This window comes from Variovorax sp. RCC_210, assembly GCF_041355175.1.
Taxonomy (GTDB): Bacteria; Pseudomonadota; Gammaproteobacteria; order Burkholderiales; family Burkholderiaceae_C; genus Variovorax.
Map to the genome: position 1 here is coordinate 60,163 of NZ_JBFUPJ010000001.1, position 15,490 is coordinate 75,652.

Genomic DNA, 15,490 nt, shown 5'->3' on the forward strand with positions numbered 1-15,490 from the left:
CGGGCCCTACACTCGGCCCCCGTGTCACTGCTCAAATCCGCTTCCACCGTCTCCCTGCTGACCCTCGCTTCGCGGATCACGGGCCTCGTGCGCGACGTGCTCTTCGCCTCGGTTTTCGGCGTCAGCGCGCTGACCGACGCCTTCAACGTCGCCTTTCGCATTCCCAACCTGTTTCGCCGGGTGTTCGGCGAAGGCGCGTTCAGCCAGGCCTTCGTGCCGGTGCTGGCCGCGCGCAAGACCGAAGCCGGGCAGGAGGGCGCCCAGCAGCTCATCGACCATGTCGCCACGCTGCTGACCTGGACCCTGGTGATCGTGTGCGTGGCCGGCGTGGCGGGCGCGCCGCTCCTGGTCTGGGCCATGGCCAGTGGGCTGCCGGGCTTCGACGCGGCCGTGGTCATGACGCGCTGGATGTTCCCCTACATCGGCTTCATGTCGCTGGTGGCGCTGGCGGGCGGTATCCTGAACACCTGGCGCAAATTCGCCGTGCCGGCGGCGTCGCCGGTGCTGCTCAACATCGCGCTGATCCTGTCGATTTCGCTCGGCGCGCCGCTGTTTCGCCGCTGGGGCATCGAGCCCATCTATGCGCAGTGCATGGGCGTGCTGGTGGGCGGTGTGCTGCAGCTGGGCCTGCAGATTCCGGCGCTCCGCAAGCTCGGGCTGATGCCGCGCGTGGGCGCGAGCTTCAAGGCGCTGCGCACCGCGTGGGCCGACCCGACCACCCGCAAGGTGCTCAAGTTGATGCTGCCGGCGCTGCTGGGCGTGAGCGTGGCGCAGATATCGCTGCTCATCAATACGCAGATCGCCTCGCACCTGGCCGAGGGCAGCGTCACCTGGATCACCAATGCCGACCGGCTGATGGAGTTCCCTACCGCCATGCTCGGCGTGGCGCTGGGCGTCATCCTGATGCCGCAGCTGGCCATGGCCCGCGCCGCGAAGGACGACGCGCGCTACTCGTCGCTGCTCGACTGGGGCCTGCGGCTGGTGGTGCTGCTGTCGGCGCCCTGCGCCGTCGCGTTGCTGCTGTTCGCGAAGCCGCTGGTGGCGGTGCTGTTCCACAACGGCGCGTACAAGGCCGTCGACGTCGACCACACCACGCTGGCGCTCATGGGCTACGGCGTGGGGCTGGTCGGCATCGTGGCGGTGAAGGTGCTGGCGCCTGGCTATTACGCCAAGCACGACACCCGCACGCCCATGCTCATCGCCGTGGGCGTGCTGGTGCTCACGCAGGTGCTCAATTTCTTCCTGGTGCCGGTGTTCCAGCACGCTGCGCTGACGCTGACCATCGCCATCGGCGCGCTGGTCAACTCGACCTGGCTGCTGGTCGGCCTGAAGCGCCGCGGCAGCTACAAGCCCGAGCCGGGCTGGGGCAAGTTCGCGCTGCAGGTGCTCACGGGCACGCTGGTGCTGGCCGCGCTGCTGGCCTGGGGCTCGCAGCATTTCGACTGGATCGGCCTGCGCGAGCATCGCCTGGCGCGCATCGGCCTGCTCGCCGCGCTGGTCGCCGGCGCCGCGCTGCTGTATTTCGCCGTGCTCACGGCGGTGGGCGTGCGGCTGCGCAGCTTCATGCGGCGCTGAGGCCGCATCCCCCGCCAATCCTTGACGCTCCGGGCGGGCTCCTCTACAAAGGCACATGACGTTCAGCTTTCAGCTTCCCACCGCACTGGAGTATTTCGAATCGCTGGTGCGCAGCGACGATCACTTTCCGCTGCTCGAGGCCGCCGCCAGCCTGGCGCAAGACGAGTATCCCGAGCTCGACGTGCAGCAGGTGCTCGGCGACGTCGACCAGCTGCTGGCGCGCCTGAAGCGCCGCCTGCCCAGCGACGCCGCACCGCTGGCGCGCCTGCGGGCGCTGAACCAGTTCTTCTTCAGCGACCTGAGCTTCGGCGGCAATGTCAACGACTACTACGACCCCGACAACAGCTACCTGAACGCCGTGCTGCGCACCCGCCGCGGCATTCCGATCTCGCTGGCCGTGCTGTGGATGGAGCTGGCGCAGGGCCTGGGCCTGCAGGCGCGCGGCGTCGGTTTTCCGGGCCACTTCATGCTGAAGGTGACGCTGCCCAAGGGGCAGGTGGTGATCGACCCGTTCACCGGGAAGTCGCTCTCGCGCGAGGAACTCGGCGAGCGGCTGGAGCCCTACAAGCGCAGCAACGGCCTGGTCGGCGACTTCGACGTGCCGCTGGGCCTGTACCTGCAGCCGGCCAGCTCGCGCGAGATCATCGCCCGCATGCTGCGCAACCTGAAGGAAGTGCACCAGGCGCAGGAAGACTGGCAACGCGTCATCGCGGTACAAGACCGCCTGCTGGTGCTGCTGCCCAGCGCCTGGGGCGAATACCGCGACCGCGGCATCGCGCATGCCGAGCAGGGCAACACCGCCCAGGCCGTGCGCGACCTGGAAACCTACCTGGCCAAGGCGGAAGACGCACTGGACATCGACCTGATCGCCGAGCGCGTCGCCACCCTGCGCCGACTGGCCAGCTGATGAGCGCCAAGGCCGGTGTGATCCCGGCGCCCGACCTAGGCACCCTGCACGGGTTCCATGGCGTGCAGCCGGTGCTGCCGGTGTCGGACGTGTCGCGTGCGGCGCGCTGGTTTTGCGAGGTGCTGGGCTTCGAGCTCGACTTCATCGCCGGGGAGCCGCCCAGCTACGCCCGTGTGAAAAAAGGCGACCCGAAGGGCGACCGCAGCCACGGCGACCCGGTCTTCCTGCGGCTGTGGCAATGCAATGCGCGGGACGCCAAACCCTGGCGCGGCGAAATCGTGATCCAGGTGGCCCGGGACATCGACGGCCTGCACGCGGCCTATGTGAAGCGCGGCGTGACGGTCATCGAGCCGCCCGCGTCCCAGCCCTGGGGGCTGCGCGAATTCGCGATCCGCGAGCCCGACGGGCACGTGCTGCGGTTCTGCAGCGATTCGGCCTGAGTTCGGGCCCGAGCCCGAACGTGGCCTGAGTCCGGAAACAAGAAATTACAGGCAGATCGATGCCACCGTGTCGATCCGCCTCTTGCTCGTTCGACGTGTGAACAGAGAGCGCGCTAATTCCAGTGTTCAGCGTGCAGCGCCTCCCCCGCTCATCAACCTCAGGAGAAACGACATGCGATTCATGATTCTGGTTAAGGCCAACAAGGATTCCGAAGCCGGCGTGATGCCCAGCACCGAGATCCTCACCGCCATGGGCAAGTTCAACGAGGAACTGGTCAAGGCCGGCGTGCTGCTGGCCGGGGAAGGCCTGCATCCCAGTTCCAAGGGCGCGCGCGTGCGCTGCGAGGGGCCCACCAAGCGCACCGTCATCGACGGCCCCTTCGCCGAAACCAAGGAGCTGCTGGCCGGCTTCTGGCTGTTCCAGGTCAAGTCGAAGGAAGAAGCCATCGAATGGATCAAGCGCAGCCCGTTCCAGGAAGGCGAGATCGAGATCCGCCAGGTCTTCGAGGCCGCCGACTTCGGCGACGCGATGACGCCCGAACTGCTCGCGCAGGAAGACCGCCTGCGCGCGGAGACCGCGGGGCACACCCAGACCGGGCGCTGAGGCCGCGTCGCAACGCAAGGAGACCGCCATGCGATTCATGCTGCTGATGATTCCCCAGGGCTACGAAACCGCCGCCCCCGGCACCATTCCCGACGATGTGGATGCGGTGTCGGCCATGATGGCCTACAACGAGTCGATGCAGAAGGCCGGCGTGCTGATCAGCTGCGACGGCCTGCATCCGCCCTCGATGGGCGCGCGCGTGAGCTTCAAGGGGCGCAAGCCCAAGGTCGTCGACGGGCCCTTCGCCGAGGCCAAGGAAGTGCTCGGCGGCTTCTGGGTGATCGACGTGCCCTCGCGCGCCGACGCCATCGAATGGGCCACGCGCTGCCCGGGCGGCGACAACGAGGTCATCGAGGTGCGCCAGGTCCAGGAGTTCGAAGACTTTCCGCCCGAGGTGCAGGCGGTGACCGCCGAGATGGCCACGATGCAGACGGTCAGGAAGACCGGGGGCTGAGCCGAGGTGGGCCGCGCGGGCACGGGTGCGGACGCTGGGATGGATGTGGCTGCGGGCACGGGCGCCGATGGGCCCGCCTTGCACCGCACCCTCGAGGCGGTGTGGCGCATGGAGTCCGCGAAGATCATCGCCACCGTCGCGCGCATGGTGCGCGAGGTGGGCCTGGCCGAAGAACTGGCGCAGGACGCGCTGGTCTCGGCCCTGGAGCAATGGCGCGAAGCCGGCGTGCCCGACAACCCCGCCGCCTGGCTCACCGCCGTGGCCAAGCGCCGCGCGCTCGACCGGCTGCGCCACCTGCAACTGGCCGAGCACAAGGCCGGCGAGATCGGTCGCGAACTCGACGCGCGGCACGAGATGGCGCAGCACGAGTTCTCGGAAGCCGTCGATGCGGCCATCGACGACGACATCGGCGACGACCTGCTGCGCCTGGTGTTCACCGCCTGCCACCCCGTGCTGTCGACCGAGGCGCGCGTGGCGCTCACGCTGCGGGTGATGGGCGGCCTCGGCACCGACGAGATCGCCCGTGCGTTCCTGGTGCCCGAGGCCACGGTGGCGCAGCGCATCGTGCGCGCCAAGCGCACGCTGGCCGAGGCGCGCGTGCCCTTCGAGGTGCCGCGCCGTCACGAGCTCGAAGCCCGGCTCGCGTCGGTGCTCGAGGTGATCTACCTGGTCTTCAACGAGGGCTACTCGGCCACCGCCGGCGACCACTGGATGCGCCCCGCGCTGTGCGAGGAAGCCCTGCGGCTGGGCCGCATCGTGGCCGAGCTGGTGCCGAAGCAGGCGGAGGTGCACGGGCTGGTCGCGCTGATGGAAATCCAGGCCTCGCGCACCGCGGCGCGCATGGGCCCGTCGAGCGAGCCGGTGCTGCTGCTGGCGCAGAACCGCGCGCGCTGGGACCACATGCTGATCGGCCGCGGCCTTGCGGCGCTGGCCCGCGCGGAGGCGCTCGGCGGCGCCCTGGGCCCCTACGCGCTGCAGGCCGCCATTGCCGCCTGCCACGCCCGCGCGCGCACCGCCGAGGAAACCGACTGGCACCGCATCGCCGCGCTGTACGACGCGCTGGCCCAGCTGTCGCCGTCGCCCATCGTCGAGCTGAACCGGGCGGTGGCGCTGTCGATGGCCTTCGGGCCGGCAGCGGGGCTGGAGGTGGTCGATGCGCTGGTGCACGAGCCCGCGCTGCAGGGCTACCACCTGCTGCCGACCGTGCGCGGCGACCTGCTCTTCAAGCTGGGGCGCCACGACGAGGCGCGCAGGGAGTTCGACCGCGCCGCCGCGCTCACGCGCAACACGCGCGAGCGGGCGCTGCTGCTGGCGCGGGCGCGCGCCTGCGTTGCTTCATGAGGTGAACGAGGTGGACCAGCCGAATCAGACCCCGGACGCCGACTGCGCCTCCGAAGGCGAGCCCGGCAGCCCGAACTGGTGCCACGCGCGGCGCAGCTGCGTGTCGGAGCCGAAGCCCGATTGCTCCGCCGCCCGCGTGACGCTGGCGCCCGAGGCCAGCGCCAGTTGCGCCGTGGCCAGCCGCAGCCGGCGCAGGTAGGCCAGCGGCGCCACGCCCGCGTGCTCGACGAAAAGGCGCGTGAGGTGCCGCGACGATGTGTGCCCCACCTCGGCCATGCGCGGCACGCTCCATTCGGCCTGCGGCTGCTCGCTGACGGCGTCCTGCACGCGGTGCAGCGCGGCATGCAGGTGGTTTCGGTAGGCGAGAAAGGGCGACAGCTCGGGGTCGTTGGGGCCGCGGCGCAGCGCCACCACCATGGTCTGCGCGACCTGCGCCGCCAGCGCCTCGCCGCAGAGCTCGGCGATGCGATGCAGCACCAGGTCGATGCCGGTCGTCACGCCCGCGCTGCTGTACAGCGGCGGGTCGATCACGAACACGCGGTTGCTCACCACGTCGCAGCGCGGCTCCACGGCGCTCAGCTCGCCCAGGTGATGGTGGTGCGTTGTGGCGCGGCGGCCCGCCAGCGCGCCGGCATGGGCGGCCAGCACGGCGCCGGCGCAGATCGTCACCAGCTCCAGCCGCCCGCGCTCGAAGCGCTGGCCGCGCAGCCAGTGCAGCATGTCCTGCGCCTCGGGCGTGTCGATGGCGATGCGGTCGCCGGGCTGGCCGACCAGCACCACCCAGCCCGGGCCGTTCCACTGCGCGGGCAATTCGGCAAGGCCCGACATCGCCACGCCGACCGAGCCGATGGCGGTGGGCCGCGGGCTCGCGAACTCGATGGCGAAGCGCTCGGGCTGCCCCATGGCGCGCAGCCGCTGGTTGGCGATGCGCAATGCCTCGGCCGGCCCGGCCCAGTCGAGCACCAGGCTGCCGGGCAGCAGCACGAAGACTACGCGGATGGGCTGGTGCGCGGGTCGCGAATCCATGCGTAGTCCATCTGGCGCGCGGTGCGCTCGGCCAGCTCGGCGCCGGCCAGCCGCGCCACGAGGTGCAGGCTCATGTCGATGCCGGCGCTGATGCCCGCCGAGCTGACGATGCGGCCGTTGTCGACCCAGCGCACGTCGTCGCGCACGTCGAGCGCGGGGAACTGGCCGCGCAGGTCGGCAATGTCTTCCCAGTGCGTGGTCACCGCGTCGTCGGTCACCACGCCGCTCGCGGCGAGCAGGAAGACGCCGGTGCACACCGAGGCAGTGACCTGCGCCTTGGCGGCTTGCGCGGCGATCCAGTGCAGCGTGTCGGGGCTGGCCATTGCCGCATCGACCACGCCACCGGGCACGACGAGCACATCGGCCTGCGGGCTGTTCGCGAGCGTGTGGTTGGCCAGCAGCTGCAGGCCGGCGCGGGCCTGCACGGGCTGGCCCGGCGCGGCGTGCGCGACCGAGGCCACGTCGAACACGGCGGCACCGGTGGCACCGACAGGGCGCATGCGCTGCGCGACCCGGCTCGCAGTGGTGAACACCTCGAAGGGGCCGGCGAAGTCGAGCGCCTCGACGCCGTCGAAGGCCAGGATGAGCACGCGCAGCGTCGGGTCGCTCATGCCACGGCCCGTTCCAGCGCCTGCGCCACGGTGCACACGGTGGCGAAGCGGCCCTGCAGCACGGTGGCCGTGCGCGCCTTGATGTCGGCGGCCGACAGCGGTTGGCCGTCGGGCTGCACCATGCCGAAGGTCAGCGTCGCGTCGACCACGTAGTCGACCTCCCAGCCCAGGTCCGAGGCGTGGCGCGTGGTGGTTTCGCAGCACTGCTCGGTGCGGATGCCGCTCACGATGAGCCGCCCGATGCCGTTCTGCGTGAGCCACACGTCCAGCCCGCTGTTGACCAGCGCGCTGTGGCGGTGCTTGGTGAAGGTGGCCGCGGCTTCGAAGTCGGTCAGACCCGCCAGGGGGCGCACATGGCCCGATTCGACGGCGAAGGGGTTGCTGGCGTCCGACGGCGCATCGGTGTGGAACACCCGCACGATGGGCATGCCGGACGCGGCGCAACCCTCGATCAGCGCGTTCTGCTGCGCCAGGTATGCGTCGGCCAGGGCTTGGTTCCAGTAGGAACGCTGGCGGAACGACTCCTGGGCGTCGATCACAATCAGACAGGTTTTCATGGCGGCGGACTCGCTGGGGCGGAGTGGATGATGCCGCGTATTCTCTGGCGATGCCAGGGGTGCGGTCCGCTCTGCGTCGGACCAGAATCGATCAGATCCGGACATGGCCGCCTGAAGGCGGCAACAGCCCCGGACCCCGTCAGACCAGCGCCGCCGCCTGCAGTTCTTTCTTCAGGTACGCGTAGTACAGCGGCGCGGCCACCAGCCCGGCCGGCCCGAAGATCGCCTCGGCCACGAACATCACGGCCAGCAGCTCCCACACGCTCATCTGCGTGCGCGCGCCCACCACCTTGGCGTTGATGACGTATTCGGCCTTGTGGATGACGATCAGGAAGATCAGGCAGGCCGCGGCCGTCACCGGCGACACCGACAACCCCACCAGCGTGATGACCGAGTTGCACACCAGGTTGCCCACGATGGGAACCAGCCCGGCCAGGAAGGTGAGGGTGATGAGCGCCGGCGTGTACGGCAGGTGCGCGCCCCACATCGGCATGATGAACAGCAGGAAGATGGCGGTCAGCAGCGTGTTGAAGGCCGCGATCCAGAACTGGGCGGCCACGATCTGCCCAAAGGCCTCGCCGAAGGTCTGCACGCGCTGGTGCAGCTGCTCGGCCAGTGGTTTGCGGCGCAGCGCCGCGTGCGACACCGCCGCCAGCGCGCCGACGATCAGCCCCACGTAAGAAAAGAGCAGCCCGTGCAGCCAGGCGCGCCCGGCCATGGCCAGCGAGCCGGCCTGCGCGCGCAGGTAGTTGGCGATGACGCGCTGGATTTCAGCCGCGCCCTCGGGCAGGTAGGCCGCGATCTCGACCGGGAGCTTGGAGCGCAGCTCGAGCACGGTGCGCGCCGTGTAGTCGAGCAGCTCGCGGTACTGGTCGGGCGCGTCGACGATGTATTCCCGCGCCTGCGACAGCGCCAGCGTGAGCAGCGCGATGGGGCCCAGCAGCACCAGGATGACAGCCAGTACGTTGGCCCAGCCCAGCGCCCGCTCGGGCCGCTTGCCCAGCGCCGGAATGCGCGCCAGGCCCGTGGTGAGGATGCGCGCGAACCAGCGCGTGGCCAGAAAGCCGATGCACACGCACAGCAACCCCGGCAGCAGGTGCTCCCACATCACCAGCAGCAGCGCCGCCAGCATCAGCAGGTAGCTGGCGACCATCACGCCGCGCGAGGCGGTCGGGCGGTAGGCGGGGCCCGAGGAACCCGGAGAACCTTGAGGGCCCGGGATCGCGGAAGGGGTGATGGGTTGCGGCTTCTTGGCCATCCGGGGGGTGTCGCTTGCTCTGCTCTGGAAGGGGACGGAGCAGCCGGCGCTCAGCCGACGATCACCGCGGCGCCTTCGCCGCGCGCGGCGATCACGCCGATCTCGTGCACCGATTCGCCGGCGGCGCGCAGCGTGGCGGCGCAGGCCGCGGCTTCGGCCGCGTCGATGACCACCACCATGCCGATGCCGTTGTTGAAGGTGCGGTTCATCTCGATGTCGTCGATGCCGGCCACCTTCTGCAGCCAGGCGAACAGCTCGGTCTGGGGCCAGCTGCCCTTCTTCAGGTGGGCGGCCGTGCCTTCGGGCAGCACGCGCGGAATGTTCTCGAGCAGGCCGCCGCCGGTGATGTGGGCCAGCGCCTTGATCGGGTGCTTAGCCAGCGCCTCGAGCACGGGCTTCACGTAGAGGCGGGTGGGCGCCATCACGGCGTCGCGCAGGGGCTTGCCGTCGAGCGTGGCGGGCAGGCCGCCCTCCTGTTGCTCGGCGCGTTCGAGCACCTTGCGCACCAGGCTGAACCCGTTGGAATGCACGCCGGCCGAGGCCAGGCCGAGCACCACGTCGCCGGGCTTGACGTTCTGGCCCGTGAGGATCTTCGACTTTTCGACCGCACCGACCGCGAAGCCCGCCAGGTCGTACTCGCCAGCGGGGTACATGCCGGGCATTTCAGCGGTTTCGCCGCCGATGAGCGCGCAGCCCGAGAGCTCGCAACCGCGGGCAATGCCGCCGATCACGGCCGCGGCGGTGTCGATGTCCAGCTTGCCGCAGGCGAAATAGTCCAGGAAGAAGAGGGGCTCGGCGCCTTGCACCAGCACGTCGTTCACGCTCATGGCGACCAGGTCGATGCCGACGGTGTCGTGCATGTTCCATTCGAAAGCCAGCTTGAGCTTGGTGCCCACGCCATCGGTGCCGCTCACCAGCACCGGCTCCTTGTAGCGCTTGGGCACCTCGAACAGGGCACCGAAACCGCCGATGCCGGCCAGCACGCCTTCGCGCATGGTCTTCTTCGCCAGCGGCTTGATGCGGTCGATCAGGGCGTCGCCGGCATCGATATCGACACCGGCATCCTTGTAGCTGAGCGGGGTGGGCGTAGGGGAGGTCATAGGGGTCGAGGTCGGGAAGAGAGGTCGGGAAGAGCAGCGAAAGACGCGAAAGGGTGCGAAGCGCAGGAACTGAAGGGGGCGCCGGCAACCGGGGTGGCCGGGCCGATAGAATTCCTCACGATTTTAAGGGCCCTCGCGGCCCCCTCCATGAACCTTCCCGGGATGAAACAGCTCGCGCTCGATATCGGCATTGCGACGGGCCCCAGCTTCGACGCCTTTTTTGCCGGCCCCAACGAGGCGGCGCTGCGCCACCTGCAAGTGTGGGTGGGCGCCGCCGGCAGCCCTGCGCTGCACTCGCCGGTGCCGACCTACCTGTGGGGCGAAGGCGGCAGTGGCAAGACCCATCTGCTCGAATCGGTGCGTGTCGCACTGAAAGAGCAGGGCGCCAGCGTGGGCTGGCTCCACGCCGGCCTGCTGGAGCCGCCCGAGTTCGACGAGCGCTGGGGCGCCGTCTTGCTCGACGACGTGCACCTCTACACCGCCGTGCAGCAGCACGCGGCCTTCAACTGGTTCGTCAACGCCCAGACCCTGCAGCGCGGCGTGGTGGCCGCCGGCGCCTTGCCGCCGGCCGACCTGACGCTGCGCGAGGACCTGCGCACCCGCCTAGGCTGGGGCCATGTGTTCCACCTGCAGGTGCTCAGCGAGAGCGAACGCCGCGCGGTGCTGCGCCAGGCCGCCGATGCGCGCGGCGTGATGCTGTCCGACGACGTGCTCGACTACATGCTGCACCGCTTCAGCCGCGACCTGGGCAGCCTGATGGAGCTGCTCACGCAGCTCGATGGCTACGCCCTGCAGACGCAACGCGCGATCACCATCCCGCTGATCCGCTCCATGCTCGAGAACGAATAAAAGAGCGAACAAGGCTTCCAACCAACAATGATCAAGAAATTCATCGACAAGCTGCTCGGCAAATCCGCCGACAGCACGCAGGGCAAGAGCCGCTTCGGCAAGCGCCAGGAGGTGCCGGCCGAGGTGCACAAGATCGATCCGGCCCTGGTCGACGAACGCGCGAAGAACGTGGTCACCACGTTGCAGCAGGCGGGGTACGAGGCCTACGTGGTGGGCGGCGCGGTGCGCGACCTGCTGCTGGGGCTGCGCCCCAAGGACTTCGACGTGGCCACCAACGCCACGCCCGAGCAGGTCAAGTCGCTGTTTCGCCGCGCCTTCATCATCGGGCGGCGCTTTCGCATCGTGCACGTGGTGTACGGCCGCGGGCGCGAGCACGAGGTGATCGAGGTCTCCACCTTCCGCGCCTACATGGACAACACCGCCGCCGAGCAGGTGTCGGGCAACGAGCGCACCAGCAAGGGCGAGCTCGCGAGCATGAAGCACGCCGTGGACGCCAGCGGCCGCGTGCTGCGCGACAACGTCTGGGGCCCGCAGGAAGAAGACGCGGCGCGCCGCGACTTCACCGTGAACGCCATGTACTACGACCCGGCCAACCAGGTGGTGGTGGACTATCACAACGGCATCAAGGACGCGCAGAAGCTCACGCTGCGCATGATCGGCGACCCGGCCACGCGCTACCGCGAAGACCCGGTTCGCATCATTCGCGCCATTCGCTTCTCGGCCAAGCTCGCCGCCCTGGGCTTCAAGATGGAAGCCAAGACGGCCGCCCCGCTCATCGAGTCGAGCAAGCTGCTGGCCGACGTGCCGCAGAGTCGCCTGTTCGACGAAATGCTCAAGTTGTTGCAGACCGGCCATGCCATCGCCACCATCGAGCAGCTCAACAAGCTCGGCCTGGCGCGCGGCATCTACCCGCTGCTCGACGTGGTGGTGGAGCGCGCCGACCAGCCCTTCGTGCGGGCCGCCCTGCAGGACACCGACCGCCGCGTGGGCGAAGGCAAGCCCGTGGCGCCCAGCTTCCTGCTGGCCTGCGTGCTGTGGGCCGACGTGCGCGACGGCTGGGCCCAGCGCCAGGAAGGCCGCCACGGCCAGCGCGCGCAGCCGCCGTTCCCGGCGCTGCAGGACGCCATCGACGACGTGTTCAATTCGCGCATCGGCGATGTGTCGGGCCGCGGCAAGCTGGCCGCCGACATGCGCGAGATCTGGATGATGCAGCCGCGCTTCGACAAGCGCACCGGCTCCACGCCCTACAGCCTGGTCGAGCAGGCGCGTTTTCGCGCTGCCTTCGACTTCATGCGCCTGCGCGCCGATGTGGGCGAGGTGAGCGAGGCCATTGCCGAGTGGTGGCAGGAGTTCAGCACCGCCGACGACCTGCGCCGCCAGGACCTGCTGGAGCAGGTGCGTGAAGAACAGAAGGTGCGCCAGCGCGTGCGGGTGCGTGAAACGCCGCCGCCGCCGAAGCCGCGTGGCGAACTGGTCGGACAAGAAAGCCGCGATTCGGACTCCGACGACGAGCCCGAAATCGAGGCCGGTGCCGTGCCGCCCGACGGCGAGGCCGTGCCGCGCAAGCGCCGGCGCCGCCGCAAGCCGCGCCCCGCAGGTGGTGGCGGTGAGGGCGGCGGCAGCGCCGCAGGCGAATGAGCGCGTTCGACCGGCCGAAGGACGGCAAGAAGGACGCGAAGAATCCGCCCGCGAAGGCCGCGGCAAAAAAGGTGGCCACAGGGGTGACCAAAGCGCCGGCAAAAGATGCGGCAAAGCCCGCCGCCAGGCCCAGGACCGCACCCCCGCGCGCAGGCGGCAAGCCACCGTCGGCCGGCGCCAGGAGCGGCCCGCCCGCCCGCCGTGCCCCGCGCGGCCCGCGCGAGGACTACCCCACCGTGCAGGCCTTCGTCGCCATCGGCGCCAACTTGGGCGACGCCGAGGCGTCCGTGAAGGCGGCCATGGCGGCCATCGGTGCGCTGCAGCGCACCCAGGTGACGGCCCGTTCGTCGCTCTACCGCAGCGAGCCGGTGGACGCGGAAGGCCCCGATTTCGTCAATGCCGTGGTCGCCGTGCGCACCGGGCTGGATGCCGAGCAGTTCCTGGTGGCGTTGCAGCGCCTGGAAACGCAGGCCGGCCGCGAGCGCCCCTTTCCCAACGCGCCGCGCACGCTCGACCTCGACCTGCTGATGCACGGCAATTCGGTGATGGACACCCCCACGCTCACGCTGCCGCATCCGCGCATGCGCGAGCGCGCCTTCGTGCTGAAGCCGCTGGCCGAAATTGCGCCCGACAAGGTGCCGCGCGCCGCGCTGGCACGCGTCACGGGCCAGGTGGTCAAGCGCATCACCTGACGCGGCCGCCCGCGCTGCCGCAGTGCTTCTGCTCTACGTCCTCGATCTCGCCGGCGTGGCGGTGTTCGCGGTCAGCGGGGCACTGGCGGCCGGGCACGCGGGGCTCGACTGGCTGGGCGTGGTGGTGATCGCCTCGGTCACGGCGGTGGGCGGCGGCACGCTGCGCGACCTGCTGCTCGACCGCCATCCGGTGTTCTGGATCAAGGACACGCGCTATGTCTACGTGATCCTGGCCGCCTGCGCGTTCACCATCGCCTGGGTCCATTTGCTGCCGGTGCCCGAGCACGCACTGGCCCTGGCCGACGCGCTGGGGCTCGGGCTTTTCGCCATCACCGGCGCGCAGGTGGCTGAGGAGCGGCGCCTGCCGGCCGTCATCGTGCTGCTGGTCGGCACCATGACCGGCGCGGCAGGCGGCCTGCTGCGCGACGTGTTCACCGCGCATGTGCCTCTGCTGCTCAGCAGCGGCATCTACGGCTCTGCCGCCATCGCGGGCATTGCGGCCTACCTGCTGCTGCAGGCGGGCGGCGTGCCGCGGCGCTGGGCCTTTCATGCCGCGGTGCTGCTGATCGTGGCGCTGCGTTTGGGCGGCATCTTCGGCGGCTGGCACCTGCCGGTGCTGCGCCTGCAGGGCTGAATCGCGGCCGATCCTGGGTCTGAAAAAAGCCGGTGCTGCGGGTTTGTGCCGCTGCGCCCGTTAAACTTCGCCGGTTTTTCATGAAGGCGTCATGAAATTGTGATTGGCGCGTCCCAGGAGTTGTCATGTTCGGCAAGCTGTTGCCCCGCGAGGGGAATTTTTTTGAGATGTTCAACCAGCATGCCGAGCGCATCGTCGAGGCGGCACGCGCCTTCGAACAGCTGGTGGCCAACTACAACGACGTGCACCTGCGCGAGCAGTACAACCGCGACGTCGACAACGCCGAGCGCGCGGCCGACCGCGTGACGCACGACGTCAACCGGCTCATCCACAAGACCTTCATCACGCCCATCGACCGCGAGCAGATCCACAAGCTCATCAACACGATGGACGACGTGGCCGACCTGATCCAGGACTCGGCCGAGACCATGGCGCTGTACGACGTGCGCCACATGACCGACGAGATCGTGCGCCTCACCGCGCTGAGCGTGAAGTGCTGCGACCGCCTGAAGGACGCCGTCAAGTTCCTGGGCAAGATCGCCGACCCCGCCGTGGCCGAGGCCACGCTGAAGACCTGCGAGGAAATCGACCGCCTCGAGTCGGACGCCGACCGCGTGATGCGCAGCGCCATGAGCAAGCTCTTCCGCGAGGAGCCCGATGTGCGCGAGGTGATCAAGCTGAAGGCGATCTACGAGCTGCTCGAGACGATCACCGACAAGTGCGAGGACGTGGCCAACGTGATCGAGGGCATCGTCCTCGAGAATTCCTGAGCGGGTAGCAACCGATGGCAACGGTTCAGGTCGCCCTTTGGGTGGTGATAGTGCTGGTCGCGCTGGCGATCCTGTTCGACTTCATGAACGGCTTCCACGACGCCGCGAACTCGATCGCGACGGTGGTCTCCACCGGCGTGCTCAAGCCGGGTCAGGCCGTGGTGTTCGCGGCCTTCTTCAACCTGATCGCGATCTTCATCTTCCATTTGAGCGTGGCGGCCACGGTGGGCAAGGGCATTGCCCAGCCGGGCGTGGTCGATGTGCACGTGGTGTTCGGCGCGCTGGTGGGCGCCATCAGCTGGAACCTCGTCACCTGGTACTACGGCATTCCGAGCAGCTCGTCGCACGCGCTCATCGGCGGCATCGTGGGCGCGGTGATCTCCAAGACCGGCACCGCCGGCCTGGTGGCCTCGGGCATATGGAAGACGGTGGCCTTCATCTTCGTGTCGCCGCTGCTGGGCTTCCTGCTGGGCTCGCTGATGATGATCGCGGTGGCCTGGGGCTTTCGCCGGGCCACGCCTTCGCGCGTCGACCGCTGGTTCCGCCGGCTGCAGCTGGTGTCCGCGGGCGCGTACAGCCTGGGCCACGGCGGCAACGACGCGCAGAAGACCATCGGCATCATCTGGATGCTGCTGATTGCCACCGGCTACGCCTCGGCCAGCGACGCGGCGCCGCCGCTGTGGACCATCGTGAGCTGCTACACGGCGATTGCGCTGGGCACCATGTTCGGCGGCTGGCGCATCGTGAAGACGATGGGCCAGAAGATCACCAAGCTCAAGCCCGTGGGCGGCTTCTGCGCCGAGACGGGCGGAGCGCTGACGCTGTTTCTGGCCACCGCGCTGGGCATACCGGTGTCGACCACGCACACCATCACCGGCGCCATCGTCGGTGTTGGCTCGACGCAGCGCGCGAGCGCGGTGCGCTGGGGCGTGGCGGGGAACATCGTGTGGGCGTGGATCTTCACGATCCCGGCGTCGGCCTTCGTGGCCGCGATCGCCTACTGGATCAGCATCCAGTTGTTCTGAGCGCCCGGG

The 15,490-nt window shown here is 69.5% G+C and carries 17 protein-coding genes; 12 read left to right on the forward strand and 5 right to left on the reverse strand.

Annotated features, from left to right (window positions below; genetic code table 11):
- Positions 1–21 precede the first annotated feature (21 nt).
- From murJ to AB6807_RS00315, 6 genes are all read left to right on the forward strand, one after another.
- Positions 22–1,575 (forward strand): murein biosynthesis integral membrane protein MurJ, encoded by a 1,554-nt coding sequence (gene murJ, locus AB6807_RS00290; protein ID WP_371083090.1) that lies wholly within the window; start codon positions 22–24, stop codon positions 1,573–1,575.
- 55 nt (positions 1,576–1,630) lie between these two features.
- Positions 1,631–2,482 carry a SirB1 family protein gene (locus AB6807_RS00295; protein WP_371083091.1) on the forward strand — a complete coding sequence of 284 codons (852 nt, stop codon included), beginning with the start codon at positions 1,631–1,633 and terminating at the stop codon, positions 2,480–2,482.
- On the forward strand, positions 2,482–2,922 hold the full coding sequence (locus tag AB6807_RS00300) for a bleomycin resistance protein (protein WP_371083092.1): 441 nt from the start codon (positions 2,482–2,484) through the stop codon (positions 2,920–2,922). The genes AB6807_RS00295 and AB6807_RS00300 overlap by 1 nt, the downstream gene beginning before the upstream one ends.
- Positions 2,923–3,094: 172 nt before the next feature.
- Entirely contained in the window at positions 3,095–3,526 is a 432-nt protein-coding gene (locus tag AB6807_RS00305; RefSeq protein ID WP_371083093.1) for a YciI family protein, read from the forward strand.
- 28 nt (positions 3,527–3,554) lie between these two features.
- On the forward strand, positions 3,555–3,980 hold the full coding sequence (locus AB6807_RS00310; RefSeq protein WP_371083094.1) for a YciI family protein: 426 nt from the start codon (positions 3,555–3,557) through the stop codon (positions 3,978–3,980).
- A gap of 39 nt (positions 3,981–4,019) precedes the next feature.
- The gene (locus tag AB6807_RS00315; RefSeq protein WP_371083095.1) at positions 4,020–5,321 is read left to right on the forward strand and encodes an RNA polymerase sigma factor; all 1,302 of its coding nucleotides are present in this window, start codon (positions 4,020–4,022) and stop codon (positions 5,319–5,321) included.
- A gap of 24 nt (positions 5,322–5,345) precedes the next feature.
- Here AB6807_RS00315 and AB6807_RS00320 read toward each other — a convergent pair whose 3' ends face one another.
- The 5 genes from AB6807_RS00320 to purM all read right to left on the reverse strand — a co-directional run bounded on the left by AB6807_RS00320 (position 5,346) and on the right by purM (position 9,873).
- Positions 5,346–6,347 (reverse strand): GlxA family transcriptional regulator, encoded by a 1,002-nt coding sequence (locus AB6807_RS00320; protein ID WP_371083096.1) that lies wholly within the window; start codon positions 6,345–6,347, stop codon positions 5,346–5,348.
- A complete protein-coding gene (locus tag AB6807_RS00325) occupies positions 6,311–6,958 on the reverse strand; it encodes a DJ-1/PfpI family protein (RefSeq protein ID WP_371083097.1) in 648 nt (215 codons plus the stop codon). The genes AB6807_RS00320 and AB6807_RS00325 overlap by 37 nt, the downstream gene beginning before the upstream one ends.
- Positions 6,955–7,515, reverse strand: a complete 561-nt coding sequence (locus tag AB6807_RS00330; RefSeq protein ID WP_371083098.1) for a cysteine hydrolase family protein — start codon at positions 7,513–7,515, stop codon at positions 6,955–6,957. The genes AB6807_RS00325 and AB6807_RS00330 overlap by 4 nt, the downstream gene beginning before the upstream one ends.
- Before the next feature lie 139 nt (positions 7,516–7,654).
- Complete coding sequence (locus AB6807_RS00335) at positions 7,655–8,773, reverse strand: AI-2E family transporter (protein ID WP_371083099.1); 1,119 nt, start codon at positions 8,771–8,773, stop codon at positions 7,655–7,657.
- A gap of 50 nt (positions 8,774–8,823) precedes the next feature.
- Positions 8,824–9,873 carry a phosphoribosylformylglycinamidine cyclo-ligase gene (gene purM, locus AB6807_RS00340; protein WP_371083100.1) on the reverse strand — a complete coding sequence of 350 codons (1,050 nt, stop codon included), beginning with the start codon at positions 9,871–9,873 and terminating at the stop codon, positions 8,824–8,826.
- A 162-nt stretch (positions 9,874–10,035) separates the two neighbouring features.
- Between purM and hda the strand changes: the two genes are divergently transcribed.
- The 6 genes from hda (at position 10,036) to AB6807_RS00370 (ending at position 15,481) form a co-directional block, all read left to right on the forward strand.
- Positions 10,036–10,722 carry a DnaA regulatory inactivator Hda gene (gene hda / locus AB6807_RS00345; protein WP_286512900.1) on the forward strand — a complete coding sequence of 229 codons (687 nt, stop codon included), beginning with the start codon at positions 10,036–10,038 and terminating at the stop codon, positions 10,720–10,722.
- 27 nt (positions 10,723–10,749) lie between these two features.
- The gene (gene pcnB / locus AB6807_RS00350) at positions 10,750–12,360 is read left to right on the forward strand and encodes a polynucleotide adenylyltransferase PcnB (protein WP_371083101.1); all 1,611 of its coding nucleotides are present in this window, start codon (positions 10,750–10,752) and stop codon (positions 12,358–12,360) included.
- The gene (folK, locus tag AB6807_RS00355; protein WP_371083102.1) at positions 12,357–13,052 is read left to right on the forward strand and encodes a 2-amino-4-hydroxy-6-hydroxymethyldihydropteridine diphosphokinase; all 696 of its coding nucleotides are present in this window, start codon (positions 12,357–12,359) and stop codon (positions 13,050–13,052) included. The genes pcnB and folK overlap by 4 nt, the downstream gene beginning before the upstream one ends.
- 22 nt (positions 13,053–13,074) lie before the next feature.
- Positions 13,075–13,686, forward strand: a complete 612-nt coding sequence (locus AB6807_RS00360; protein WP_371083103.1) for a trimeric intracellular cation channel family protein — start codon at positions 13,075–13,077, stop codon at positions 13,684–13,686.
- A 125-nt stretch (positions 13,687–13,811) separates the two neighbouring features.
- A complete protein-coding gene (locus AB6807_RS00365) occupies positions 13,812–14,456 on the forward strand; it encodes a DUF47 domain-containing protein (protein WP_021006205.1) in 645 nt (214 codons plus the stop codon).
- Positions 14,457–14,470: 14 nt separating this feature from the next.
- On the forward strand, positions 14,471–15,481 hold the full coding sequence (locus AB6807_RS00370; protein WP_116908194.1) for an inorganic phosphate transporter: 1,011 nt from the start codon (positions 14,471–14,473) through the stop codon (positions 15,479–15,481).
- The last annotated feature ends 9 nt before the right edge of the window (positions 15,482–15,490 follow it).